At 33.8% G+C, this 25,284-nt stretch carries 27 protein-coding genes; 14 read left to right on the forward strand and 13 right to left on the reverse strand.

The window, feature by feature from the left end:
• The first annotated feature begins 92 nt into the window (after positions 1-92).
• From ACK3CR_RS06680 to ACK3CR_RS06695, 4 genes are all read left to right on the forward strand, one after another.
• A complete protein-coding gene (locus tag ACK3CR_RS06680; RefSeq protein ID WP_488975086.1) occupies positions 93-503 on the forward strand; it encodes a hypothetical protein in 411 nt (136 codons plus the stop codon).
• A gap of 568 nt (positions 504-1,071) precedes the next feature.
• Positions 1,072-1,905 (forward strand): helix-turn-helix domain-containing protein, encoded by an 834-nt coding sequence (locus ACK3CR_RS06685; RefSeq protein WP_488975087.1) that lies wholly within the window; start codon positions 1,072-1,074, stop codon positions 1,903-1,905.
• Between the two features lie 145 nt (positions 1,906-2,050).
• Positions 2,051-2,479 carry a MerR family transcriptional regulator gene (locus tag ACK3CR_RS06690; protein WP_488975088.1) on the forward strand — a complete coding sequence of 143 codons (429 nt, stop codon included), beginning with the start codon at positions 2,051-2,053 and terminating at the stop codon, positions 2,477-2,479.
• Positions 2,480-2,517: 38 nt separating this feature from the next.
• Positions 2,518-2,589: a hypothetical protein gene (locus ACK3CR_RS06695; RefSeq protein WP_488975135.1), complete on the forward strand. Its 72-nt coding sequence runs from the start codon at positions 2,518-2,520 to the stop codon at positions 2,587-2,589.
• A gap of 292 nt (positions 2,590-2,881) precedes the next feature.
• On the opposite strand, the gene ACK3CR_RS06700 is transcribed toward ACK3CR_RS06695, so the two are convergent.
• On the reverse strand, positions 2,882-3,217 hold the full coding sequence (locus ACK3CR_RS06700; RefSeq protein WP_488975089.1) for an SPW repeat protein: 336 nt from the start codon (positions 3,215-3,217) through the stop codon (positions 2,882-2,884).
• 360 nt (positions 3,218-3,577) lie between these two features.
• Positions 3,578-4,888, reverse strand: a complete 1,311-nt coding sequence (locus ACK3CR_RS06705) for an FAD-binding oxidoreductase (protein ID WP_488975090.1) — start codon at positions 4,886-4,888, stop codon at positions 3,578-3,580.
• Positions 4,889-5,886: 998 nt separating this feature from the next.
• Here ACK3CR_RS06705 and ACK3CR_RS06710 point away from each other — a divergent pair.
• Complete coding sequence (locus ACK3CR_RS06710; RefSeq protein WP_488975091.1) at positions 5,887-6,096, forward strand: hypothetical protein; 210 nt, start codon at positions 5,887-5,889, stop codon at positions 6,094-6,096.
• Positions 6,097-6,199: 103 nt separating this feature from the next.
• On the opposite strand, the gene ACK3CR_RS06715 is transcribed toward ACK3CR_RS06710, so the two are convergent.
• The 3 genes from ACK3CR_RS06715 to ACK3CR_RS06725 all read right to left on the reverse strand — a co-directional run bounded on the left by ACK3CR_RS06715 (position 6,200) and on the right by ACK3CR_RS06725 (position 8,975).
• Positions 6,200-6,577 carry a hypothetical protein gene (locus ACK3CR_RS06715; RefSeq protein WP_488975092.1) on the reverse strand — a complete coding sequence of 126 codons (378 nt, stop codon included), beginning with the start codon at positions 6,575-6,577 and terminating at the stop codon, positions 6,200-6,202.
• A 909-nt stretch (positions 6,578-7,486) separates the two neighbouring features.
• Positions 7,487-8,194 carry a vanadium-dependent haloperoxidase gene (locus ACK3CR_RS06720; protein WP_488975093.1) on the reverse strand — a complete coding sequence of 236 codons (708 nt, stop codon included), beginning with the start codon at positions 8,192-8,194 and terminating at the stop codon, positions 7,487-7,489.
• Between the two features lie 637 nt (positions 8,195-8,831).
• Positions 8,832-8,975, reverse strand: coding sequence for a YjcZ family sporulation protein (locus ACK3CR_RS06725; protein ID WP_488975136.1), 144 nt, complete (start codon positions 8,973-8,975; stop codon positions 8,832-8,834).
• A 565-nt stretch (positions 8,976-9,540) separates the two neighbouring features.
• On the opposite strand from ACK3CR_RS06725, the gene ACK3CR_RS06730 reads away from it, so the two are divergent.
• Entirely contained in the window at positions 9,541-10,137 is a 597-nt protein-coding gene (locus ACK3CR_RS06730) for a DUF6944 family repetitive protein (RefSeq protein ID WP_488975094.1), read from the forward strand.
• A gap of 390 nt (positions 10,138-10,527) precedes the next feature.
• Entirely contained in the window at positions 10,528-10,890 is a 363-nt protein-coding gene (locus ACK3CR_RS06735; RefSeq protein WP_488975095.1) for a CotD family spore coat protein, read from the forward strand.
• A 412-nt stretch (positions 10,891-11,302) separates the two neighbouring features.
• On the opposite strand, the gene ACK3CR_RS06740 is transcribed toward ACK3CR_RS06735, so the two are convergent.
• Complete coding sequence (locus ACK3CR_RS06740) at positions 11,303-11,662, reverse strand: transporter (protein ID WP_488975096.1); 360 nt, start codon at positions 11,660-11,662, stop codon at positions 11,303-11,305.
• A gap of 407 nt (positions 11,663-12,069) precedes the next feature.
• On the reverse strand, positions 12,070-12,618 hold the full coding sequence (locus tag ACK3CR_RS06745) for a DUF3967 domain-containing protein (RefSeq protein WP_488975097.1): 549 nt from the start codon (positions 12,616-12,618) through the stop codon (positions 12,070-12,072).
• A 207-nt stretch (positions 12,619-12,825) separates the two neighbouring features.
• On the opposite strand from ACK3CR_RS06745, the gene ACK3CR_RS06750 reads away from it, so the two are divergent.
• From ACK3CR_RS06750 to ACK3CR_RS06765, 4 genes are all read left to right on the forward strand, one after another.
• A complete protein-coding gene (locus tag ACK3CR_RS06750; RefSeq protein WP_488975098.1) occupies positions 12,826-13,149 on the forward strand; it encodes a helix-turn-helix domain-containing protein in 324 nt (107 codons plus the stop codon).
• A 166-nt stretch (positions 13,150-13,315) separates the two neighbouring features.
• A complete protein-coding gene (locus ACK3CR_RS06755; RefSeq protein ID WP_488975099.1) occupies positions 13,316-13,495 on the forward strand; it encodes a hypothetical protein in 180 nt (59 codons plus the stop codon).
• Between the two features lie 374 nt (positions 13,496-13,869).
• Positions 13,870-14,181, forward strand: coding sequence for a hypothetical protein (locus ACK3CR_RS06760; protein ID WP_488975100.1), 312 nt, complete (start codon positions 13,870-13,872; stop codon positions 14,179-14,181).
• Between the two features lie 519 nt (positions 14,182-14,700).
• The gene (locus ACK3CR_RS06765) at positions 14,701-15,585 is read left to right on the forward strand and encodes a hypothetical protein (protein ID WP_488975101.1); all 885 of its coding nucleotides are present in this window, start codon (positions 14,701-14,703) and stop codon (positions 15,583-15,585) included.
• A gap of 470 nt (positions 15,586-16,055) precedes the next feature.
• Here the strand turns inward: ACK3CR_RS06765 and ACK3CR_RS06770 are convergent, their stop codons facing one another.
• Complete coding sequence (locus ACK3CR_RS06770; RefSeq protein ID WP_488975102.1) at positions 16,056-16,769, reverse strand: glycosyltransferase family 2 protein; 714 nt, start codon at positions 16,767-16,769, stop codon at positions 16,056-16,058.
• A gap of 298 nt (positions 16,770-17,067) precedes the next feature.
• Here ACK3CR_RS06770 and ACK3CR_RS06775 point away from each other — a divergent pair, with 298 nt between their 5' ends.
• Positions 17,068-18,138 (forward strand): glycosyltransferase family 4 protein, encoded by a 1,071-nt coding sequence (locus ACK3CR_RS06775; RefSeq protein WP_488975103.1) that lies wholly within the window; start codon positions 17,068-17,070, stop codon positions 18,136-18,138.
• 13 nt (positions 18,139-18,151) lie between these two features.
• Here the strand turns inward: ACK3CR_RS06775 and ACK3CR_RS06780 are convergent, their stop codons facing one another.
• The 5 genes from ACK3CR_RS06780 to ACK3CR_RS06800 form a co-directional block, all read right to left on the reverse strand.
• Positions 18,152-19,048 (reverse strand): NAD-dependent epimerase/dehydratase family protein, encoded by an 897-nt coding sequence (locus tag ACK3CR_RS06780; protein WP_488975104.1) that lies wholly within the window; start codon positions 19,046-19,048, stop codon positions 18,152-18,154.
• A complete protein-coding gene (locus ACK3CR_RS06785; protein WP_488975105.1) occupies positions 19,045-19,872 on the reverse strand; it encodes a dTDP-4-dehydrorhamnose reductase family protein in 828 nt (275 codons plus the stop codon). The genes ACK3CR_RS06780 and ACK3CR_RS06785 overlap by 4 nt, the downstream gene beginning before the upstream one ends.
• Complete coding sequence (locus ACK3CR_RS06790; RefSeq protein WP_488975106.1) at positions 19,873-20,859, reverse strand: polysaccharide biosynthesis protein; 987 nt, start codon at positions 20,857-20,859, stop codon at positions 19,873-19,875.
• The gene (wecB, locus tag ACK3CR_RS06795; protein WP_488975107.1) at positions 20,852-21,943 is read right to left on the reverse strand and encodes a non-hydrolyzing UDP-N-acetylglucosamine 2-epimerase; all 1,092 of its coding nucleotides are present in this window, start codon (positions 21,941-21,943) and stop codon (positions 20,852-20,854) included. The genes ACK3CR_RS06790 and wecB overlap by 8 nt, the downstream gene beginning before the upstream one ends.
• Before the next feature lie 289 nt (positions 21,944-22,232).
• Entirely contained in the window at positions 22,233-22,919 is a 687-nt protein-coding gene (locus ACK3CR_RS06800) for a DUF1796 family putative cysteine peptidase (RefSeq protein ID WP_488975108.1), read from the reverse strand.
• A gap of 260 nt (positions 22,920-23,179) precedes the next feature.
• Between ACK3CR_RS06800 and ACK3CR_RS06805 the strand changes: the two genes are divergently transcribed.
• Complete coding sequence (locus ACK3CR_RS06805) at positions 23,180-24,409, forward strand: glycosyltransferase family 4 protein (protein ID WP_488975109.1); 1,230 nt, start codon at positions 23,180-23,182, stop codon at positions 24,407-24,409.
• A gap of 201 nt (positions 24,410-24,610) precedes the next feature.
• Positions 24,611-25,237: a DUF1796 family putative cysteine peptidase gene (locus tag ACK3CR_RS06810; RefSeq protein ID WP_488975110.1), complete on the forward strand. Its 627-nt coding sequence runs from the start codon at positions 24,611-24,613 to the stop codon at positions 25,235-25,237.
• Positions 25,238-25,284 lie beyond the last annotated feature (47 nt).

Raw genomic sequence — 25,284 nt, forward strand, 5'->3', positions numbered from 1 at the left:
TCGAAAATTCATTATGCAGTGGAACAAAACACAAAAACTTTAAACAATTTATATGCGAGTATTGAAAAAGCAGTTGGAGAAATTGAAGAGCTATGAGTACCAAACGACGAATGATTACCTTAGACGAGGAAACGGATCAGTATCTTCAAGACTATATGGCAGAACATAAACTTCGTTTTCCAGGCGAGGCCATTATGGATATTTGTCAAAAGTATCGAGCAGAAGAAAAGAAAGAATGGTCCTTGGAGACGATTAGTGAAATCGTGAGTCAAAACCTTCATGATGTCTTACGAGAAGAATTAAAAAAGATTCGACTCGGTGTGAATCAAACCGATAAGCATGCTCAAGTTTTACTCGAATTGATGAACGGATTGTACTTTCATGAGGGGTATAAAGGTATCGTGACCACAGGTTTAGGAGAACTGGATGAGATCAAGTATGCGCGTGAAGAGGTAGAAAAGCGCATTCAAAAGCAACGACAAAAGCGACTCGATCGAGCGTAGTACTTAAAGAACAATAGAAGAACAGCCTTCAGGCTGTTGGGTGGCTATAGCCTATATGCATCTTGTTATGAATATTGGTTATATTCGTATCTATTTATCTTTTTAATTTGGGTGGCTGATTTGGTTGGTATGGAAAAATGAAGGATAAGAAGGAGTAACAAGTATATGCTATAGCCGTTATGACGGTTATAACGGCTAGTAACGAGGAAGAGAAGAAGTAATTTTTTTTAGAGTTATTTATGACAGGGAAAAATTAACTTGATATCCACTTAGCAAACCATTAAAATAGTAAACAAATAAAAGAACGCAAAATAAAAAGAAGCCATACAGGCCAAGTAATCGGACTGCAATCCTTTTACTTTGGTCGTCTCACCTACACTGAGACAACAGCTGACCTACATAACTTCTTTGTACTACTTTAGTTTTTTATGTGTACATTCTACCGTAAATTTAAAGTAGATTCAAGGGAATATTTTGGCGAACTCTCTTTCTTTTTCGTCGAACAAAGGCGTTGTTGTCCATCTTCGAGACAACAGCGTCTTTTTGTTTGCTAAAAGGAGAGGGAAAAGTGGCTAAAAAAGCTATCGAAATCATAGCAGGCGAAGATACATACAAAAACCTATCAACCTTTGAAAATATTGATCAGTTAAATAAAACAGTACGAGCACACAAAGAAACATTTAATGATGAATTAAATAAAACTCAAATTGCTGTACTGGATCTACTCCATCGTTACTCTGCAAAATACAAAGGTGTATCCTTCTTAACCAAGAACAAAATAGCAGATTTATTAGGGAAAAGCCGTCGCACTATTATTCGTGTATGTAATCGTTTAGAAGAACTTAGTATTATTCGCCAGCATGAAATGAAACGTAGCAGCGATATGCAACAGACATCTAATGCTATTGTAATTCAACCTGTAGATCAACCTGTGGAAAATAACCATAGCATAGCGAGTGACACACAAGAAACTGTTAAAATGTCACACCAAGAAAACAATATCTTTTTAAAACAACTACATAATATAAATACAATACGTAAAGAAGATACATATGAAGAAAGCTATCCATCCTTTATTCCAAATAGCTTTATTACACGTGTTAAACCATTATTTCCTAACGTAAAAGAAGTATATGAGTTATATGGTAAAGTAAGATTAGCACACCTAAAATCTAACCTTGAATGCCCACTAGAAGATTTAGAGACTATTACTATTACGGCTATATCAGATGCTATGTCAGCTCTTAAGCTTCGTCGAATTAAGAAAGGCTATTCTTATGAGGCTCTAAAAGCTTATCTGTATGGAACAGCTCATCGTTTATTCTTGGAAGAAAAACGTCGCGAAAGTGTGCGCAAGGATCCAAGCTTACTTTTCAACTTTTTAAAAACAAGAAAGAGTTAACTAGTTCAACATTTAGAGGAATTAAGTGTAGAGTGGTAGAGGTAAAGAACACAGGCAATTGAGATAGTTTTACGTTTTTTTAAAAGGAGTTAATTCTTTGCTGAAGAACTGTTAACGTATCATGGATATGTCAAGGAGGGGTGATATGTCAAGTGATACAGGGGCAAGAAAAGTTTATTCAGCCAAAGAAGTCTCAGTCCTTTTAGGTATACAAAATACAACAGTCAGAAAGTACTCACAACTATTAGAAAAAGCAGGTTACCATATACATAAAAATGAACTAGGACATAGAGGCTTTTTTGACAAAGATGTTATAGTCTTACGCAAAATCATAGAGTTAACCAAACAACCTGATATGTCGTTAGAAAATGCAATAAACGTAGTTGTATCAACGGATGAAGGGATAGACATATCAAAGTGTGACACGCAAAAATCGAAGTTATATCGGGAGGTACTGGAAGACAATCAAAGGTTGCTTAAGGAGTTCGAAGACTTTAAAAATCAACAATTAGAGTTTAATAAAGAACTGTTACAACAACTAAAAAACGTGATGATTATATTGCAACAAAGTTAGAGCAAAGAGATCAAAGTTTAATCAATACTATAGGGGAAATGCATGACACACAGAAATTAATCGCGACAACAAAGCAACCCAGCAAAAAATGGTGGGAGTTCTGGAAATAGTACTTGCATAAAACCCATGATTTTTATGCACTCTTTTTCTACTGTGTAATAGAAGAAAGATTGCTACATCAATGATGTATAAAATCTTACATAATGAGAAAAGGGGGAGGTTTGAAGTTCTTGCCTTCCAATGAATGGAGGAAAGACCAACTCTATTAAAGATACATTATGTTAACTAAAAGTGAAGATCTTATACATTATAAAAATAGAAAAAACCTATTGTTTAGTGGACAGTAGGTTTTTTCTGTAACGCATATGCTAGTACTTTTGAATAATGCTATTCATTTTACTTTTAACCTACAGCTTCTTCGTTCGAATTAGTTCCTAGGTTCCATAAGCTAAATACAATTGTGATTAAACCAAGAATTACACTTGACCAAACCTCTCCATTTGTTAACGAATAGATAAATGGGAAAATTACAAACCAGACACCAGTAATCACTGAAATCCAATTTTGCCATGAATTCCAACCGGGTTTGTCACTTCCCCACAATGACACGATAATCTGAATGATTCCAAAAATTATGCTTGACCACAAAGCTCCTGATTGATCTGAAAAACCAATAACCCAGGGTGCGATAATAAACCAGACACCAATTAATGCGTTTAAATAACCCCTTGTTTTCACAATTCCACCTCCTCAAAGTTTATGAAATCCTTAAAGATTTCATTATTGAATTATATGCTTAAAAATTATCAAGATTAATCAAAATAAGATTATATGCTGGGGGGGATAAAAAAGAAAAATCAATCCGGGGGAGATGGATTGGTTTTTTTAGAAATATCAGGATTATAGTTCCTGACATTTTATGTCTCTTATTTGTGTTATTACTACCTAGAAGAACTATTATGTTAACTAGATGTGCATAGAGTATACATTCTATAAAATAGAAAAACCTATACGCCTAATTATTAATTTTTTTCTTGCAATTGGGGTGCAGTTCAAAACTCAAAGGGGTTATTTTGTTTTACAAAGCGAATAAACTATTTAACGGGATGGTGGTATGCTTTGTGGGAAACAAAATAAATTTTCGGGATCATATTTCGCCTTTATTTTTCGAAGTCTTGCAAAGTTTGCACCATAATATTCTTTTCCGAAATTTTCAATGTTTTGGTCCGGAACATTAACATATGAACCTGCTACATATGGTTTCATCAGCTGACGTACTCTTTCAACTGATGCAAGATCCGAAGCTTCTTGTGATTTATTTACCCAACTAGCATTCCATTCCGTATAAAACAATGGACGGCGCCAAAAAAAGGCTGTTTCGTCTTTAGGTACTCTACTTATGGCACCACCCCAATTTATAAAAAAGAAATTGGATTCTGTTCCAGTGGCCTCTTCTAAAAATTTCCTCATGATTGAAATGGGTTCTTGAGGCCAAAGTTTATGGCCCCAGGCCGAGGAAAATTTAACACTCTGATCGCTTCTACCAGGGATTGGTTCATCGGGATCTAAGAAATCTATAGCATATGGATAAGGTAATGTTTCTATATCTGTTCGTGTTGGAGTTCCAGTATTTAATAAAGGTTTTAATAATTTAATCAGTTCATCTTTTGGACCCAGGAAAATTCCTTCTGCACGACATAAGCCATTTACTTTGCTGAATATTTCAAGTATGTACCCTAATCGTTCATCTACAAAAGGCGCCCATTTTTGCCAAGCTTTGAATACCGTTGCAGCTTTAGGAGCACGACGAATTTTAAACGTGTATTCGGTATTGTATCCAAAATTACCGCCGCCTCCACCTCTAGAAGCCCATAGTAAGTCCTCATTACAAGATTGATTTGCTTGAATAATATTCCCTTTTGCATCTACCGTTTCCAGTGCAAGAAGGTTATCACTTATAAGGCCAATTGCTCGTGAGAGTACTCCAAATCCACCGCCCGTTGTAATCCCTCCGATTCCAACGGTTGGGCTATCTCCAAACGGAGCCATAAAACCTTCCCGAGCTAATCCTTTTACAAGGGGGCCGACATGCACTCCTGTTTGAACGGTTGCAATTGCCTTTTTTTCATCTATATCTAAATGAATTTTATTCATGTCACTCATATCAATAACAATTCCTTCATTTACTACTGAAAGGTTCTTATCTAGAGCATGGCGACCACTTCTCACACGCAAGGGCACTTTATTCTCACGAGCCCACTTAATAGCATTACTTACATCGTATGCATTTTGTGCAAAAACAAAAACATAAGGATACACATCAACATAAGGGTTCCAATTCTTAATTGCACTGTTATAGCCTGGGTCCCCTTTGAATATTACTCGTCCCGTTAACTTTGTTGATCCCATATATTTCACTCCCAATAAACATTTGATTCCGAATACTAGTACGTGTAGGACTTAGACAAATTATCTACCAACCTAAAAATATGCAAATACAGGCTAAAGATATACCTTTTACAGATTAATACATGTAATGAAAAGGTAACTGCAAGTGCTAAAATTATTGATGGTGATCTTCGGATGGGTTTAAATAATAAAGTTTTCAAATATAAGGAAACGATAAAAACAAACTAAATGGTAGCGAGTTTTAAAATTAAGAAAAAACCCCTATCTGCACAATAGGGGTTTTTTCTATGATAAATCTAGAATGCAAATTTCTTATATAAGAGATTTTACTTCTTATAAGACTCATTATGTTAATTAACTTTGTATAGAGTATTCATATTTCAAATGATGATTTATTGCAAGATCATTTTCGTAAGACACCAAAGAACAGAGAGGTTGCGGAGGGATCTCTCTGTTCTTTGGTGTCTTTTACTGTACTCAACTTCGATGTATTTATGGAGATACTCTCATTATATGTATTACTTTCAAAAATGAACATCTTTCCTGTGATAAATAAAAAAACGCACGGTTTACCTGTGCGGTATGAGGAGTATCTGAAAATTTTAATTCCATTGCTTCTATCCTATGTCACTATGAAAATTATATTGATTAACAATATAAATGATATTCATATAGAAATAGAAAAAAGTATTTCTTTCTTGTCAGTCTCGTACATTTGTAATAACAGGCAGTTTAATTATAACTCTTAGGTAATTTTACGAATTATGTCTAAAAAGGCCATAGACTAGGACAAATTTCTAGTAATTTGAATATATAAGTACTGGAGGGAATGTAAGAGTTTCTTGTAAATCCAATCAATCACCCTCCTTTTAATAAGATTTTCGTATTGTTTAGTGAAATATTTTAAGTGTGTTGATTAAAATATCCACTCAATGATGAAAATCTTTGAATAATCATATTTAGTAATAAAATTTTAAAGGAAAGGACTGTTTTATATTATGGAAAATGGTAACGGACCTATTTTTGAGCTGTTGAGAACATTGAATCCAGGTACAGATGTTGAGGATGTTTTCATTAATGGATTAGAGGAAGCTGTAGATGCTTTTGCAGCTTTTAATCCTGACACAGGAATTGCTACTTTCACAAAAGCAAACGGTGAAGTTCTAGTTGTTGATTACCGTAGAATCGACGCTCTTGAATTTAACTAATAAATAATGTTTGTAAACATTACTAGGGACTCAGGGTTTATCTCTGAGTCTTTGGTAATTAAATTAATAGTTAGACTATGGATATATAGTGAGCTTGTGTAGGTCATATTGTTATTGAATATATTCTATCTGTATTAACGGCTAATACGTTAGAATCCTCAAGAAGAAAAGTCGATATATTATTGAGTAAATTATAATTAATAAAGCGTTCCGTATGAACACTAGTTCCGGAAATATTAATCCTTCTAATTTTTTTTCCTGGAAACAAATTGTACATTAAATGACTCATTGGATTTTTCAAGTTTTTAATCTTTAGGATTTCTTCTATTTGTTCTATGGAAGAGAATGAGTTGTGTTTTTGAATTAAATCATATTGTTTATATAATTGTTCTTGTATTTTGTCTATTTGTTTTTGCTTAGTATAGTAAAAACTCTGGTATCCAGTATTTTTGGGTTTCTCTTGATTAAGCCAGACATTCATCGGGATACTCCTTCACTAAAACAATAAATATAAATACATAATACATAGGTTTATGTGGCAGGATAAATTATTGTGCATGACTTCTTATTTTATATTTTTTGAATTCTGCAAATACGACCCCCGTTCTAAAATAGAACGGGGGTCTTTTGGAAGGTGAAGGGGAAAGAGGGTGTCGTAAGACAGTCAGTCCCTTTCTCCTTCACTTTTAAGTAACCGAAGGGCGGTAGTCGTAACCAGTGAAACTGGCGGAGAGGACAAGGAAACATGGCGAAGCTTTGTTGCGATTTGTCCGACTCTAAAATGATGCGAAGCATTCATTTTCAAGCACAGCGAAGCGGGTATTTGCAACGCAAATACGGTGCTTGTACTAGTAGAATATGTAGCTCAATGAAAAGCGTTTGGACATGTTGAGATAAAAAAAAGCCGTTGGAATTATTAATTCCAACGGCTTTTTTTCCGATAACAAGGATTATGCTAACTAAGTTTTTATGTATTGGTACGACAAGGGTGGTTGTGGTAGGTGTGGGGGTATTTTCCATTTGAGAAGAAGGGAGGAAAACAATATGAATAGCTCCCTTTTTATATAAGTGAAAAGTAAATAAGCGACAAGGGGATTTGTGGCAAATGTAGGGCATACTCCCACAAGATTATAGTAGTTATTGTAATGGAAACACACAAATATAGGCTCAAGTTTTGCAATTATCTTCTGTTTTGCAGAGCATAAGCATACTCCATTAAATGCAAAACTTGAGTCCTATAATAAGGATTATGTTAATTAAATTTGTATATGATACACACTGTTTTTTGAAGGACATACTTATAAAGGTATTATACATGAAAAATTTATATAAACCATTCATATAGTTTAGTAAGAAGGGATAGCATGAAAGGGAAAAAAGAAAGAATGATTTATCCATTATTTTGAGCTCTTAATAGCTGTACTACCATTTCTCCTACTTGTCTACCAAGTTTTAAACCTTCATCATTATCAACTTTAAAATGTACTCCAGCATATAAACGAGATTGAGCGCTTTGTTTCATCAATTGACTCATTGTAGAGGACTCCTGAGGGAAGAAATAATTTATTATTACTTCTGAGCATCCTGCAATTGTTGCATGTGCAGAAGGGTAAGCTGGAAAATGTGGAGTAAATAGAACGCTGGATATATTTCTGTTGTATTGATTTGGACGTGCTACATCCCAGAGATATTTTAAAAACCATGTTATAACACATACGTCATTTATGGAAGCATGAAAATAACCTAATATTTTAGCAGTATATGGGGAACCCATTCTATACTTTTCAGCGAGACTATATATCATAGGGGTAATTTTAGAAGTTAGTTCACCTGTACCCCAGTATCGTGCGATTTGAGCCTGTTGCGATGTTAAGGAAGCCAATGTTTGCTCTACAATCAGCAATTCTCTGTCCCAATCAATAGTCTCAGGGTTTCTAATGTTCCAATTGATACGGCGCTGAAATGGATCTAAGAAATTGTTATTTTCTTCTCTTTTTATAAAAAACATAGGCCAATATCCTGCTTCAGGTGAGCCTTTAGGAAGGGCTTGTTCCCCTGGATAGGGATGTTCTGTCCATCTTCTATAAGGTGTCCGCATAAACTCCAACTCCCTACGTAATATTCCTTTTGTTTCTTATGACTAAGTATAGAGAGATATGACAATTCATTGGAGTGTACTATGTTAACTAACCTCGGGAAACATTGCTTGTATGATTGTCCCTATGTAAAAAAACGTTGAAATCTTTATATCCAACAGCTTTCCTTCTGATAACACTCATTATGGTAATTGGAAATATATATAGTTTTCATGCAGGATATGTTGCTAATTAAGAATTATTTTTGCTTGTACTAATAACTAAAAATAGTTATTAGTACAAGTATATTTTTTAAAAAAACGTATAATAAATTACAACTCATTTCTCATTTTAGGAGTGGTAATTTATGAATTGGAATGAATTTATGTTTGGTAAACGTAATAAGAGAGATCAATATTATGAAGAAGAAAAATATGAGGATAAATACGAAGATGAATATGAGGAATGTGAGGAATAAATGTTGCTATAGAAGAATTGTTTGTGTACGTGTCACTATATAAAAATCCGTTGGAACTAGTGATTACAACGGATTTTATTTCCGATAACAAAAATTATGTTAACTAATAATGTATATGGTATACAGTTTAAAAAGAGAAAAAACTCCTGTTCTTAGATCAGGAGTTTTTGAAGGTGGATGGATTATCCCTTATAACCGGAGAAAGCACATGCACCAATAATGATTAGTAAAATAAACAGTACTACTATAATCGCGAAATTATCACATCCACCATGGTGATCACCACATCCATATCCATAAGCGGGAGCAGTATATCCGGGAGACATAGCAGGTGAGAAAGGGACATTTTCTCCAGAAGCAAATGGTGCGTTTACGTTATTATACATTTTCACAACTTCCTTTCGTTTGTAAAGTTCGGTGATTATCTATATTAGTAGTTATAGCTATCAGTGTAGAAGTCACCCCTTCAATAACAAGGACGAACTCCACGACAGCAAAGAGTACGAGGGTGAAGATAAGGCTGTGGATAGTAGTGTGATTGTTGTCTATAAAAAGTATCACCATGATGAAATTGTTAAAAATTGTTAGAGGTTACTTTAGGTTGATAATAATTGGACAAGCTAATTTTTCTTTTTGCTTTTCCCTAATACACTACTATATGTTTGAAGGAATAATGGATATGGACTTATACCTAGGAAAATAAGCCTGATTTTAGGTATTCAAACTAAGAGTGCATATTGTATGCAGTTTCAAGACGGAAAAAATTGTATGAAGCGATGTTTGGTAACATCTTGAATGGTGTTCACATAATATAAGTAACTTATTTGTACATTTAGAAGCCTTTAGTTTTTTTGATGAATAACAGTACCTAATTGACAGGATAGATTGTAAATGGATAATCAATTAAAAGAAATCTTTGGAGCATGGTTAGCAGCTATTGGAACAGTTACTTCTGCTGTTGGAAGTACTCCATCTTTATTTATAAAAAAAGATTTGAGAAATGACTTGAATTTGTGGGGAAATGTACTACAAGGTGTAGGCAATGCTGTTGCTGCTGATGGACAAGGAGAGTTGTCCCTTGAAACGATAGGAAATGAACTTCAATCAGTTGGTAATATAACAGTAATAGCTGGTCTTGTTATAGATTTCAAAGATGAAGTTCAGCAACGATTGATTATTGATGGAAATTTGATTCAAGCTTTAGGTGGAGTTACTGCTCTAGGAAATGAGCTTGAAGATGCTTTAGATAAAAATGAAATTTATAACATTATAGGTAACCTATTACAATCTATAGGCAATTCATTGCAAGCTTTAAGTGGTGCATATAAATTAAAATCTAGTAGTTATAACAAGGAGGAAGAGAGAGACCAGGAAGAAAACGGAGAATCATTAGATGTTATTGGGAGTTGGATACAAGCAATTGGATCAGTTATTTCTCTCATTGGACAGATACATGAAGAAAGTGAAGAACAGAATAACAATGATTAAGAAACTCGAAAAGTCATCAATCAGACAGCCATTCTTTTGTAAATTAAAAAGTGGTCGTGTTTTTACACTTAAACAAATATATAGATACCGGGAACTAAGTATGTATATTGTTTAAAACCTAAATAAATCTACTGATTAATCCAGTAGGTTTCTCTTTTGAATATAGTATTTCAAGCATTGGTATTATTCTATTTAATCCTCAAATATATTTTTTTACTTTAGCATCTTTATTTTTTTGTCGTGTTTTTTAAGTACGCCTGCAAGATTAGTAATTTTTACGTTATCCATCTAGAGTGTTATAGTGAAATAGCATATTTACATTTTTTAGGTTCTTTGATTAGGACAAGTTTTTTATTTTTCATATATTGTTTATGAAAGGAGGAATGACTAATGGGAACAAGAAAAGGTAAAAAGAAAGCTAATAATTCCTATCCTTTTATGAATGATAAGGTTTTGGATAACCAGGATTTAGGTAATAATCAAAATACTTTCAGAGAAATTGCTGGTGAGGAGAGAACAGTAGTGGATCCAGAAGAAACTATCGTAAATACTACAACTACTCGCCATACTATTAGACACATTCGTCCAATTAACATTGTAAACGTTAATCGAAATGTTTATAGAGTAGAAAATTACTATCCAGTAACGGAAGATTTTGTGGATGAAAATGTTGTTGAGCACTTTGAGTGTGGAAATGACCCAGATGATTCTTCAAATTGTAAACGTGTAAAACGCTCTCAAGAAAAAGAATAGAAAAGTTTCGATAAACTTTCTTTATACTGCTGTATCCAAACCACCTTGTATATTTTAAGGAACGTTGTCCTTATCTTTATATCCAGAGTGAGCATAATGTTAAGTTCGGTACAGTATGCATGGATTGTATGAAACTTAACATTATGCTTCTTTGATTTTAAAATTCCTTTTTACATAACAAGACGGTTATCTTAGCATCTAATTGTTTAGGTGTATGAGGGAATGTTTAGTAACATCTTGGATAATTTGATCATAATAGAAGAAATGATTTATTATAATAGGCTCGTTCCCCTTTTTTATAGATTTCTAGAATGTTTATTATGTGAACTGGAATTGTATATCGAGTGTACAAATAGAAAAAGAAACATCCTTTTGGAATGAAGAGATGTTTCTTTTTCTATTTGTTATGTTTTTAAAAACAACTAAACGATACAATTTGTCGTGTATCAATGCCAAAAACACTCCAAAATCGTCCATTCCATCTGAAACCAGCGACTGATCTAGGTCCCACAAAAACAGGGAAGAACCAGAAGCTAGAACCATTCCTAAGCCATATAAATGTATTTCGGAATAAACATAATGAAATAGCACCTGGATCTACAGCAAAAGGTGTAGCAGTTTGCTGTGTTGGTGTGAATGTTGGTGGAGGAGCTGTTGGGGCTTGTTGTGGATTAAATGTAGGGAATCCTCCTGGCGGCCTAGGTGGTGTCGAAGGAAATTGAGGGCCTAAGAATCGTTCATATGGATAGAAATCAGTATAATATGTGTCCATTTTGCTTTCATCTCCTAATCCTAATCACTATTTCATAATATATGGGGAATTTAACTAAATTGTTTGGGCGAAAGTATGGATAATTTGCTTTTAAGGTACTTACAAAGAGATACATTGAAAAGGGGAATTGGATGGATATGTTGTTACGAAATATGAGAAGGGATAACATTTATAATGTGTTGATGTTGCTGCGGTTATCTTGAAAAGAACGTTCAGATGAGATTGATTAAGGGGGATGTTGAGAAGATTCAAGTAGACCAGGAGACCATTTCCTTTGTAGAGGATTATATTTGATTATACAAAGCGTGAAAAGGTTGTCGAGGAAACCCTAATTTGTATAAGGTGTTATAACAGTTATAACTGTTATAAAAGAGTCCACTTCATTTTCTGGAGTAGACTCTTTTATCTTAAGGTATCAATCGTTTCCACCATTTCTTTTTACCTTTTTCGTTTGAAATACTAGTTGCTATTTCTTGTTGTGATTCTTGCATTTTTTTTAATGTTGCCGTTAGTGTTTCATCTCTATGATTTAAACTATTTGTTATGTAATCTTGTTGTTTTTGAAGTTGTTCTTTGAAATCTTTCTGCTGTTCTTGGATTATCTGATGTTGATCATGTACTAACTTCTTTAATTCGTTTAGTTCAGTTATAACTGTCATAACTTGTTTGTTTATAACAGTTACATCTTTGTTTTCAGGAGTTATATGAGTTATAACTCTATCTTGAATAAGCTCCTTCACTGCTTTTGATACGGTCATACCTTTTTCATTTTTCAAGACTATGAGCTCTTTAAACAAGTTTATATCATCTTGTGAAAATAATAGTTGTCCTTGTTGATTACGATTGAAGTTATAACCTTGTTCTTCAAAAATTAAATAATATTTTTTGGCAGTAGAAGTAGTTACCCCTATAGCTTTAGCCAAACCATCTACTTTTTCATAAAACTCTGTATACATAATAGTCATAACCCCCAATTTATGTAGAGTTATAACTATTATAACACTGACCCTATGTTAAGATTTCTAGTTTTTTATAATAAAAAATTAGTTCGCAACCATTAGTTGCGTGAGTATAAACTAATGTCTGCTCGTTTGATATCAATTTTTCTATTATATTTGATATATAAGATTCAATAACTATTAAGTGGAATAGGTGGAAAAATTATGAATTTATCATCTAATTTAAAGAAAAAACGAGAAGAAAAAAACCTCTCTCAAGAGGATGTAGCTACAGTATTAAATATATCTAGACAGTCAATTTCTAAATGGGAGAATGGAAACTGTTATCCTGATTTAGATAATCTAATTAAATTAAGTGATTTATATAATATATCTCTAGATGAACTGATTAGAGGAGACAAAAGTTTTCAGGAAAAGATTATTATAAAGGAAACTGAAGGTAAAGCGTATAGATGGCCCTGGTGGATTATATTTCCTATCTTTGGTATGTTATATGGTCTAGTTACTATGATTATAGATCATTTCTAATTTATTGCAGTTATAAAAGTTATAACCCTACTAGTATTATATTTTGTATAAAATATATAAGTAAATTGCAGCATCCAATCTTTTTATAAAGATTGGATGCTCGTCCCTTTCATTTTCATTTTTTTTTAATAGAATATAGTAATTCTATTAATAGGGGGTGGATAATATGCTTAATGATATCATTGCAATTATTGGGGTTGTGATAACATCTATCACCTCTCTCCTTAATGGACTGATTGCTCCAATTGGTAGTATTACAACTGGAGCAATCAATGCGGTACTCGCATTCGTTGCAACGCTCGTAGGGGCTCTTGTTACCTTGCTGAATTCTCTTGTTACTGCATAAAGTTTAAAAAATATCTAATTATTAGGTGAAAAAACTCTTTAAGGTACTTCTTGGTTAAAAGAGGTAAGGGAAGTTTATATTATTATATATATTTGAGAAGGTTAAGAAATTTTAATTCTTAACCTTCTTTTATTTTTATAATGTAGATTATATAAAAGCTATTATATTTACAGGTTTATTGGCTTTTTATGTGTAATTTAATGATAAAAATGCAAGTCTATTTCCCTAATTTTTATATAACAATATTAGCCCGAAGGCTAAAAACATAATAAATTCACCCTATTTTTAAGAAACAGTTATATTAGTACAAGCACAAATCTATTATCGGCATAGTAATAACATGTAATTAAATCTATTCCAAGGAGGAAAACTATATGAGTTGGGATGACGTGATCTTTCATAAATGTAACGATGATAGAAGAAAACATGAAGATAATTTTGGAAGAAATAGAAACAATAATGAAGATAAAGAACAAGATAATAACAATGATTTAAATTTCACGGGAAAAGGAAGAAAAGTTTTATTTGGTTTGACAATTGGAGCTAGAGTAAATGTTTCCTTAATCAATGGTATTGTAATTGAGGGTGTTTTTCAAGGGATTGTAGATCATTTTGCTCTATTCCTTGAGGATGATGAATTAATAAGAGTAAACTTAAAAGATATTGTATCTGTATCAGTTGTTTGAAGGGCATTGAACGACCCCATTGAGGAATAGTCGGCGCTTTTATGCTATTCCTATAAAGTTGCCTACTATGAACAACCTGTAGATTATATAATCTACAGGTTGTTTTCCTTATATAGATAAATTTCTGTATATAACTAAAGGGCAAATTTTATAGCATGTAGCTAAGTTACTCATCCACATATATTCTCTAAATCATTCGACATATGAAAAATTTACCTTGTAATCTACCCCATAACCATTTAAAATAGGTATCAAATAAATGAACGGACAATAAAAAGAGAGCCTAGACTATAGTGGTGAGGCGGCAACCTCCCTACTACGGTCGATGTGAAACAGCCACATCAACACTAATCCAGACTCTCTTGAAAACACATTTTTTGTATGTTGCTATTTTACAATGTACAGGGATGTTTTTCAAGAGTGAATTCTCGGTTTTTTCGTCTAATGTTGGAAGACGTTGTTGATGCACACATCGATAGCGTCTTTTTCTTGTTCCGAAACCAAAGGAGAGCAACTATTATGGCGAAAAGTAAAATTGATGTAGTGATTGACAAAATTGACAAATCCGAATATGCAACATTTCAATCCATGGAGGAGTTACGCGAAGCTGTAAATATACATGTACATACAATCCAAGATAGTAATCTACGTCCAAGCACGAAACGAAAGTTAATCAATTTATTAGATTACTTGCGTGATCACTCACGTGTTTATTTTGGTCTTTCTTTTAAAAGAAGGAGCATTATTGCTGAACACTTTGGCGTCAACAAAGCCGATACAGTAGGTGAATGGCTTAAACGACTTTCTGATATGGGAATCGTACGTATTATACCAACCAAACGATCACGCGACATGAAACAAACAGTTAATTTAGTGCAAATCTTACCTCCGTCACAACCGACAAATGGAGATAAACAGGCACAAGAAGAAGAGAAAATCGAGCACCATGAAGACAATACTCTTATTAAGACAAATAATAAAGATCATAGTATACGTAAAGAGGATACATACGAGGAAGTTTATCCATCATACATACCTCATAAATTTATTATACGTGTAAAACCATTGTTCCCTAACGTAAAGAAAGTATATGAGCTATTTGGTAAAGTAAGATTAGCTTACTTAAAGTCTACGGTTGAGAAACCTTTAGAAGATTTAGAGTCTATTACTCTTACAGCTATTTCTGATGCTCTGTCTGCTTTAAAGTTGCGTCGTATAAAGAAAGGTTATTCTTATGAGGCTTTAAAAGGTTATCTATATGGAACGGCTCATCGTCTATTCCTAGAAGAGAAACGTCGTGAGAGTGTACGCCAAAATCCAGATTTACTCATGAATTTTTTAGATCAACACTCTAGAAAAAGTGATATAGTAAGGAAATTAGAAACCCTAAGTACAACATGGTAATACAATTTCTTATTGTTAAAGAGTCTTGAGTTGTCCCTAAACTTAGGTTGATGACTTGAACACTTGGTTGGCTGCGTAAACAATGTCATTAATAATAATAGTTGATATGCTACTATCATTATCATCACCTACTTTTACAGGTAGGATCCTTGCAGGCGTAACGATACCAACTATGGCTATTATTTTTACAAGGGGCTAAGAAAACCGTGAAAAGCTAATTTATAACTCTTTCTCATGATTTCACGGCTCATATAAAGGTTTCTAGATGCTTGTTTTTCTTCCATAATGGTTTGGCGTCGTATTATTTGTAGAATAGCTCAGAGGAAGCTTAATGAACTTTTAAAAGGATATGAGGTTTGAAATTTCATTGAAATTCAGATTATGGGAGATATATTTAGAGTTATTTTCTATAAAAGATAATATGGTAGCAAATTTTTGAATACTTTACTTTGGCATTTAAGACTAAATCTTCATAAATGACGCGTAATATACTCTTTGAGAAGAGGTCTATACTTGCTCTCAATACTTGAGATTTCCTGCTGCATTTCTAGTTGATGTTTATAGGTTCCAGATTCTTTATGAATTCTAAATTTAGTGAGTTCTTCATCTAAATAATATATTTTATAGCCCTTTATCAATAACCGAACCCACATTTCGTAATCTTGCGTATAACGTAGATTAGGATTGAAATAACCAGCCTGCTCAAATATCCCCTTTTTTATAATCACTGTACATCCGTTAATCGCATTATAATTTAGAAAGGCTCTATAAACATCTTCATTATTAGAGAAAACTGGCCGTGTCCAGTGATCAATAGGTTGACTCGTTTCATCCATATAGTTATAGTTTGTAAAACTAGCTTCGACTTTTTCCTTCATCATAAAATTTATCTGTTTAGCAACCTTGTCAGGCAGAAAATAATCATCAGCACTTAACCATGCAATATACTCTCCTGTAGCTGAACGTATGCCCTCATTTAAAGCTGTTGCCGTCCCTCCATTCTCTTTTCTTATATAAACAATGTTTTCCTGAAAAGGAGTTAATTTCTCCTTAAATTCAGTTGATCCATCATCTACAACAATAATTTCTATATTGGGGTAGGTTTGATTTAGGGCACTTTCAATAGCTTGATCTACATAGGAACAATTATAAAAAGGAATGATTATCGAAACTTTTGGGTTCATCTATCTTTCCACCTTTAATATAAATAAATCGTGTTACACTCAATCTTTGATCAAGCCTCACGTTATTAATTAAGGTATGCACTATCTATTTTATGTGATAGGGATAATAACTTAAAAACTTTAAATACCTAATGACTAGGGGAATATTCTAAAACATATCCCTTATCAAATAATTATCCATAAAAAACCTTTTTATCTTGTATAAATGTTTCGAAAAACCTTTGTCAGATTGATTTGTTTTTCATTATATAAAATGAATGGAGAATTTCAGCAAAGGGTTATGTAGAAGGAGGATAATATGAATATACTGTTTGTCTATTATGTACCCAGTGGGGGAGTAGAGACGCTTAATCGTCAAAGAGGTTCTGCTCTCAAAAAAGTAAATATAAATTGTCATTTTCTCTACTATCGCAAAGAGAGAGACTTAGTAAATGATCATGATGCACCTACCTTTATTACAAATGACGATGATGAAATAAGGGCAATACTGCATGAGGGTAATTATGATGCTATCATTATTATCTCCGATTATAAATCCCTCTTAAGGTTCCGTAATTTAGGATATAAGGGTAAATTAATCTTAGAGATACAAGGATATGGTCCTAAGGATATAGCAAGGTCAGAGCTTAAAAAAGCCATCCCTTATGTTGTAAATTACGGGAATGGCTTATTAAATCCTAAAACGCCTCATATTGAAGAGATTTTTGATGAATTTTATCCTGATTTTCCTAAGTTTAGTTTTAACAATTGTTTTGATTCCAATCGTTTTTCTTATCAGGAATCTCCTACTCATCATCCTATCATCGCTTGGATTGGTAGAATTGAAGATAATAAAAACTGGAGGGAATTTCTGCATATTGGGCATCAATTGATTCATCTTTATAGTCCTAATCTAAAATTGTATATGTTTGAGGACCCCACATTATCTACCCCTAGAGAAAGACTTGCTTTTCAAAAGTTACTGCACCAATTGAAATTGCAGCAAAACCTTACTATTCACTCTAATGTTCCTCATAATAAAATGCCTAAATATTTCTCGGAAATTGGAGAATCAGGTGGTTTTCTTTGTTCCACTTCAAAGGTAGAAGGAGCACCATATGCCCTTTTAGAAGCTATGAGTTGTAAGTGCCCTGTCTTAACAACAGATTCTGATGGGGTGAAAAGTTCCATTATTCATAATCACACAGGCCTATATTATACGCTCGGAAACATTGGTGAAGCTGTTAGGGAAGCTGAGAAGTTAATGAAAAATCAGAAGTTAAGGGAGTCTATTCGTGCAAATGCGCTTCTCCATCTTAAAGAGAACTTTAGTCCAGAGCAATATTGTAACAACTTTAGTGAAATGCTAGCTTCATTAAAGGTAAAGTGAAAGATTATTTTCATCATTTTTGGCGATAGAAATCTAGAATATCTTTTAAGGATAAGGAAAACGGAATTCCTTGTTCCCAGCCTAGGTCGTTAAGTTTTCGGGATTTCATTTCAATAAATGATTCTAATTTTTCACTTGATTTGGATTTCACGTTAAAATCAATAGCTGTAAGAGCTTTGAAAGTCTCCGTAACCTCATCTAGGGATTTGCTTTTGCCTGAAGTAACTTCATATGTTTCTTGAGGTTTCCCTTTTATTAAAAGAGTTTCATAAGCTCTTACAGCATCTCTAACATCAAGAAAATCTCTTCGATCATACAAGTTATTCACTTCAAGCACTGGCTCTGCTTTATTTTCTTCCATTTCTACAATTCTTTGAGCAAAAATAGAACATACCCCATTTGATAAGCCTGGACCTATCAAATTAGAAGGTTTAGCAATAACAATGTCCATGTGATATAAAGAGGCCCATGACTGTGCAATGAGTACTTGGAGAGTTTTACTTAAACTGTAGGGGTGAGAGAGGGTAGATAACTGGTTAAGATCAAATTGAAGAGCAGAGCCTACAATCACTGATTTACAGGAAGGTGCATGTTGGCGGATAGCTTCAAGTAAATAGGCTGTAGCTAAGGAATTGATTTCTAAAGAGGAGATTGGATCATCCCATGATTGCCCAACGTGATTTTGTCCAGCTAAATGAAGGACATATTGGGGCCTGACTTTTTGGATTAGGCTCCCTATCCCTTTTTTATTCGTAAGTTCACAGTATTCAACATGAACATTTTTAGGAAGAGAGGCTGTTTTCCTTGCTACAGCTGTGACATTAAATCCTCTTTTAATAAAATGATAACAAGCATGTATCCCTGTAAATCCTGTAGCTCCTGTAATCAATAAATTTCCTTGCGGATTCATGACTTTTGCATCCACTCTCGTAATGATATCAACATTTCTTCATAACTTGGGACTATATATTCGAAATCTGTTCTGGTACTCTTGATAGTTCGATCAAGAACAATATCTTGATCACGAACAATTTTCACATTATTTTTCTGAAAAACATCTTGTATTAACATGAGTAACTCATACTTTGAAACTTTTTTACTGGAACCTAAGTGGTAAAGCCCTGTAACCCCATGATGAATCATTTCCTCAATAGCTTTAGCAAGTTCAAGGGTTGTGACACCATTCCATAAGACCTTCTCATATCCTTTTATTTCCCCTGATTGGTTCATAAACCATAAAAATAGGCCAATTCCCTCTTCTTTTAACTCCGGCCCTATAATGGACGTACGAATGGTTAAATGTTTATCATTTATAATTTCCCCTAATTGTTTGGATTGTGCATAAACTGAAGTTCCATCGGGGATTTGATCTTCTGTGTAGTCCCCTTCTAATCCTGAAAATACACAATCCGTACTAATCTGAATCAGTTTTCCGTTATGACGTTCAGCTAATTTAGCCAATTGGTGAGGCAATAAGCTGTTTACTTGAAATGCTAGTAAAGGATTGTTGTTAGCTAGCTCATTTAAGAGGCCAATACAGTTGATGATAATGTCAGGTTTTGTGAGTTCGATGACCTCTTCTACCCTTTTAACATTCGTAACATCTAAATAGATACCAGCTTCATCATTTGGGTCCCTAGATGTATAAAGGACTTCATAATGTTCTTTTTGCATAAAATAAGCCGTTATAACATGCCCTGCCATTCCCTTCCCACCAAGGATTAGTAATTTCATTTAAATAAATCCACCCTTCTGCAACATCTCTCTAATCTCGTCTTTACTCATTGTCCCTGTGCTAGAATTATAATTTTTCAGATTGGCAGATTTATATTGGGAATAGTGTTCCTTCAATCCTTCAATGTGAATAGAGGGGAGGATAACAAAGTATTCATCATCATAGTTAACAGTCGATTCACTCTCATATGCTGACAAGAGTAACTCGTGTATCTTTTCTCCAGGTCGAACTCCAAGCACTTCAATTTCAACGTTTTTCTTGCCGGCAGCTTCCATTAGGACATAAGCAAGGTCAATGATTTTGCAGGTCGGCATTTTCATGACGAAGATCTCTCCACCAACGCTCTCTTCAGTAGCTTTAAATACCAATTCAATGGCATCCTGAACCGTAAAGAAAAAGCGTGTCATATTTAAATCTGTAATTCCGACCTTATTTTTTTGTGAAATCTGTTTTTTAAATACATAAATAACACTACCGTTTGTTCCTAGAACATTTCCGCCTCGTATACAAACAAATCTTGTGTCTGTTTTTAAGGTATTAGCATGAATAATAAGTTTTTCTCCCATGGCTTTTGATAATCCATAGAAGTTGGATGGATCTGAGGCTTTATCTGTAGAAATATAAATGACTTTATGGACTTTACAAGCTATTGCTGCTTCTATGACATTTTGCGTTCCAATTACATTTGTTTTTAAGGCTTCAAGAGGTTGATCCTCACATACAGGAACATGTTTTAAAGCAGCTAGATGGAAAACATAATCAACGTCTTGACAGGACTCAAGTAAGATATCTTTCTCCTTTATATCCCCAATAATGAAACGTAATTTTGGATGATTGTCGAATTCCTGTTTCATGATAAATTGATTAGATTCATTTCTTGAAAAAACTCTAATTTCTTTTGGATTATATGTTAACAGTTGCCTAACCAATTCATGTCCCCATGAACCAGTTCCCCCTGTTACCAAAATAGTCTGGTTTTTAAACAATTCTCATTCCTCCTAGTAATATCTTAATGACCTTATCAGAAACATCGCTATGATTATATCCCTCAGGGTAAGCCCATGTTTTAGGGCTATTCATCATGACATGAACACAACTGATAATCTGGTTCTTATTAATTCCAGATAACATATTACTTCCACATTCAATGGTTTCTGGTCGTTCTGTTGTCTTTCGAATAGTTACAGTAGGCACATGAAATAAACAACATTCTTCCTGAACGGTCCCACTATCTGTTAAAACACAAAGCGCATTTTTTTCTAACTTAGCAAAATCAAAGAAACCGAATGGTTCATGGAATTCCACCAACGAATGAGTCTTTAGATTAGGGGTATTCTGAATTCTAGATTTCGTACGGGGGTGTATACTGCATATCACCTTTTGTTGGTAGCATTGGGCTACCATATTGATTCCTTCCATAATCTCTATTAAACGATCTTCATAATCTACATTTTCAGCTCGATGGATAGTAACGAGAAAATAATCTTCTTTTTTTAATAGGAGTTTTTGAAGAATACTACTTTGTTCAATTTCACTGTTGAATGCCTCTAATACCTCGTAGATGGGGTTTCCCGATACGACAATTCGATTTTTAGGCACTCCTTCTTTAATTAAATTCTCTTTACTTTGAGGAGTATAGGGCAAATTGAAACTTGAAATAGCGTCAATCACACGCCGATTTTTCTCTTCTGGTACTTCAAGATCGAAGCAACGATTTCCAGCTTCCATATGAATAACAGGGATTCCCATTCTTTCAGCTAAAATAGCGCTCAAACCACTATTGGTATCCCCTAAGACTAGGACTTTGTCTGGTTTTTCCTTTGAGAAGATCACTTCTAGCTCCTCATACATCGTAGCTAGTTGTTTTCCTAAGGATTGCTGCTGATTTGATAGTATATAATCTGGATTTCTAATATTTAATTGTTGAAAGAAGACAGTACTTAAAGTGAGGGTGAAGTTCTGGCCTGTGTGTACTAAAATGTGCTTGTCAGCATAATTATCTAGTTTTTTTATAATAAGACTTAGGCGGATAATTTCGGGACGTGTCCCTAAGATGGTCATGATTTTCATTAGCTACTCTCCTTCCTTACAAGTAAATCCCCACTACTTTCCTTGCTTTTATCGTTGGTTTTTCATTCTATAAACTATGCTTTCAACTTTGTGTTGCTATAGGTCTCTCTATTAAATCTTTCGTTAATCAGACTTCATGTTAGAAAAGAATAGGAACAATTTCTCTAATAAAGGAAGGATAAATATTCTAAATAAAAGGAGAGTGATGGACTCTCCTTTTCTGGGATGAAAAGTTTGGTTAATGTTCCTTTTCTTTATTTGTCATAGTAAGTGGAATTTATAAAGTGATTTATTTCCATTTACCAGTTAAGGTTAGTCCTTGAAGAGCATAATCCCACACTCTATTATCATTTGGATTATCAAGAGGAACTTGAATGGAGGCAATTCCATCTATTCCCCAATCCATTGGACGAATTTCTTGTAGTCCCGGTACTGGGTTAAGGATTAGTATATTAAACTTCCCTGGTACCATTTCAGATAAGACAGATTTCAGTTCCATAGCCTCAGTAGGGTTTGTAACCCCCCACCTAATGAATAAAATAGAAGAACTATTTGTAATTTTTTCGAGGAATCGATTTATACGATGATTCAGTTTTACTTTATAAGAAGGATAAAGTACCTTCCAATCTTGATTAGGGATGACTGGGAAATCATGAACTGAAACAATATTAGAATAAGTATCTTCTATAAAGTGCGCATTAACAGGTTCAGTTCCCCCCTCTGGTGGGAAAATAGCATTCCCATCATCAAGAAAGTGAGCATATCCTTCCGTCCATCTCATGTTTTTAAGTTCCATAAATCCTTGAAATCTATTTTTTAATAATCTACTCACATCAGGGAGTGAATTAGATATAACCCAATCAAGTGGGAATGAAAATCTCCTTAGATTATGTCGTCTTAAATGAAGAGAAGGTCCACACCAAGAGCCTAATCCAACCATTAAATCATAGGATCCTTTAATATCCTCAAATTTCACTTCTATCACTCCTTTCCTTACTATATAAAATGTTAGATTAAGGGATTTTGATTGGACAAAGTGATAGGTGATTTTATGGAATTAGCATAGAAATGTTATTTGTATACTGAGTAATCAGTTTGAATTATGATTTTCAGATAAGACATTAGAATATTTCCTTATAATAAGGCAGTCGTCTATACCATAGATAGATTATCCAAATACTGATGTAAGAAGATAGAATTAATCTAGTTCAAGAACTAATAAAGGGAGAGGAAGATATGAAAATTCTGCTTGCTACGTATTGGGAAGTCCCGCATTTGGGGGGGGTATGGAATTACATGGGGCAGCTAAAAAGAAAGTTGGAGGCACTAGGTCATGAAGTGGATTTACTTGGTTATGGGGAGAACAGTAACTATATTCATCTCGTGAATGAGGATCGTAAAATAAATAGAAATCAATTACTCCCTTTGGTCTATGCAAATTTAGCTAAACAACCTGTTCCAGCAAATCACGCCGATGCATTAGTAAGATATTGTGATATTTCAAGACGTGTCTATGAGTTAGGCGTAAGTCATCTCGGCCTAGAAAAATACGATATTATTCATACTCAAGATGTTTATTCTACTGCGTGTATTAATCGAATTAGAGGAAAGAAAACGCCTTTAGTAGCTACTCTTCATGGATGTGTTGCCCATGAGATGAAGCATCACATTATGAATAATATGAGTATAACCCCTACATCTTCTGTGGCTTGTTCATATTTTGATGATCTTGAACATGAAGGATCCATATCTGCTGAAATTACGATTGTCGCAAATAATTGGTTAAAACGTATTTTAACAGATGAATTTCATACTCCAAGTAATCAAATACAAGTGTTTCACTATGGCTATGATACAAATGCTTTCTTAGAGAGAATGGAAGAAACAAAATCACCTGTTCAACGTCCCAACGATAAAGCTGTCATCCTTTATACGGGTCGCCTCATTGAACTCAAAGGAGTTAACCATCTTATCTCAGCATTAGCTCGATTAAAAAAATTACGGAAAGATTGGATCTGTTGGATTGCAGGAGAAGGAGACGATCAAGATGCATTTTATGCTCAAAGTAAATCATTAGGATTAGAGAATGATATCATCTTTCTAGGAAGACGGAACGATATACCGTACCTATTATCTCAATCCGATATCCTTGTTCTTCCAAGTCTTATTGAAAACCAACCCCTTTCTGTCATTGAGGCTCAGATTACTGGAAAACCAGTTATTGTGAGTGATACAGGAGGATTACCTGAAATGGTCCAACATGGCGTAACAGGACTAATTTATCCAAAAGGAAATATAGAAAAACTAAGTAATAATATCAATCTATTGTTACAACATAAGGCTTATCGAGAGACATTAGGAAACAATGCAAGGAAATGGGGGATGAATCACTGGTCCCTAGATCAAGGAGTGGAAAATGTGGTAAAGGTGTATGAACAAGCAATTTTTAAAAGAAAGAATAACTAGGAGAGAATTTATTGTAATTAAATCGTTTTTATCTTTAATTTTAGGAGTTTTTAGTTATCCCCCCTGTCATTCTGCCTCTCTATTGCATTTAATATACTATACAAAATCATTGTATACCCTTACTCAGTTTGAGACTCAAACCAAGACACAATTTAGACTGGTCATATAATAAAATTCCCCCTATTTTAAGGAGAATAGAATATGAATCTAGACGGTATTAAAGGCAACTACGATGCTATTTTTAGTTTAGGAGATTTATGCTTGGCAGCGCTTCAACTTAGAAAAAATAATTTGAGGCCTTTTGCAGGAGTTTTGGATTGGGTATCCTCCCCTTCCCTATCCAACGTCAATTATCTTCTGAGGCATAGGTTTGTGGGCTTTATGGAGCTTAAAAATCTAAAGGCCGTATCCTATATTTCTGATTTAGATATTCTTGTGGTGGATGAGGCTCATAATATCGCTTTTAACCATGATTTTAAAACAGATAAAAACACACTTTCTTATTTAGGTGGGTTTCCAGAAGTGAAGGCGAAATATAATAGGAGGATTATTCGTTTTTTAGAAAAAGTATCTACGGGAAAAAAAATTCTCTTTATTAGAACAGAAGCAACGCTTCCTGAGGCAACCGAACTTGAGGCCACATTATCAAAAATAGTTAAACATGATTTTCGAGTTCTTATTGTTAACCATGCTAATGTCAACAATATAACGGAATTAAATTGGCCTTTAGAGAAGGTGTGTGCAATTGAACTTCCAAACCATGATAAATGGTTCGGAAATGATCATTACTGGAAAACGATATTTGAAGGTATTCATATCTCAAAATAATAGAGTAAACTTTACTTCCTTTTACTTTTTAAAAATAGTCTGTATAA

The sequence above is a fragment of the Priestia sp. TRM10 genome (genome assembly GCF_057808375.1).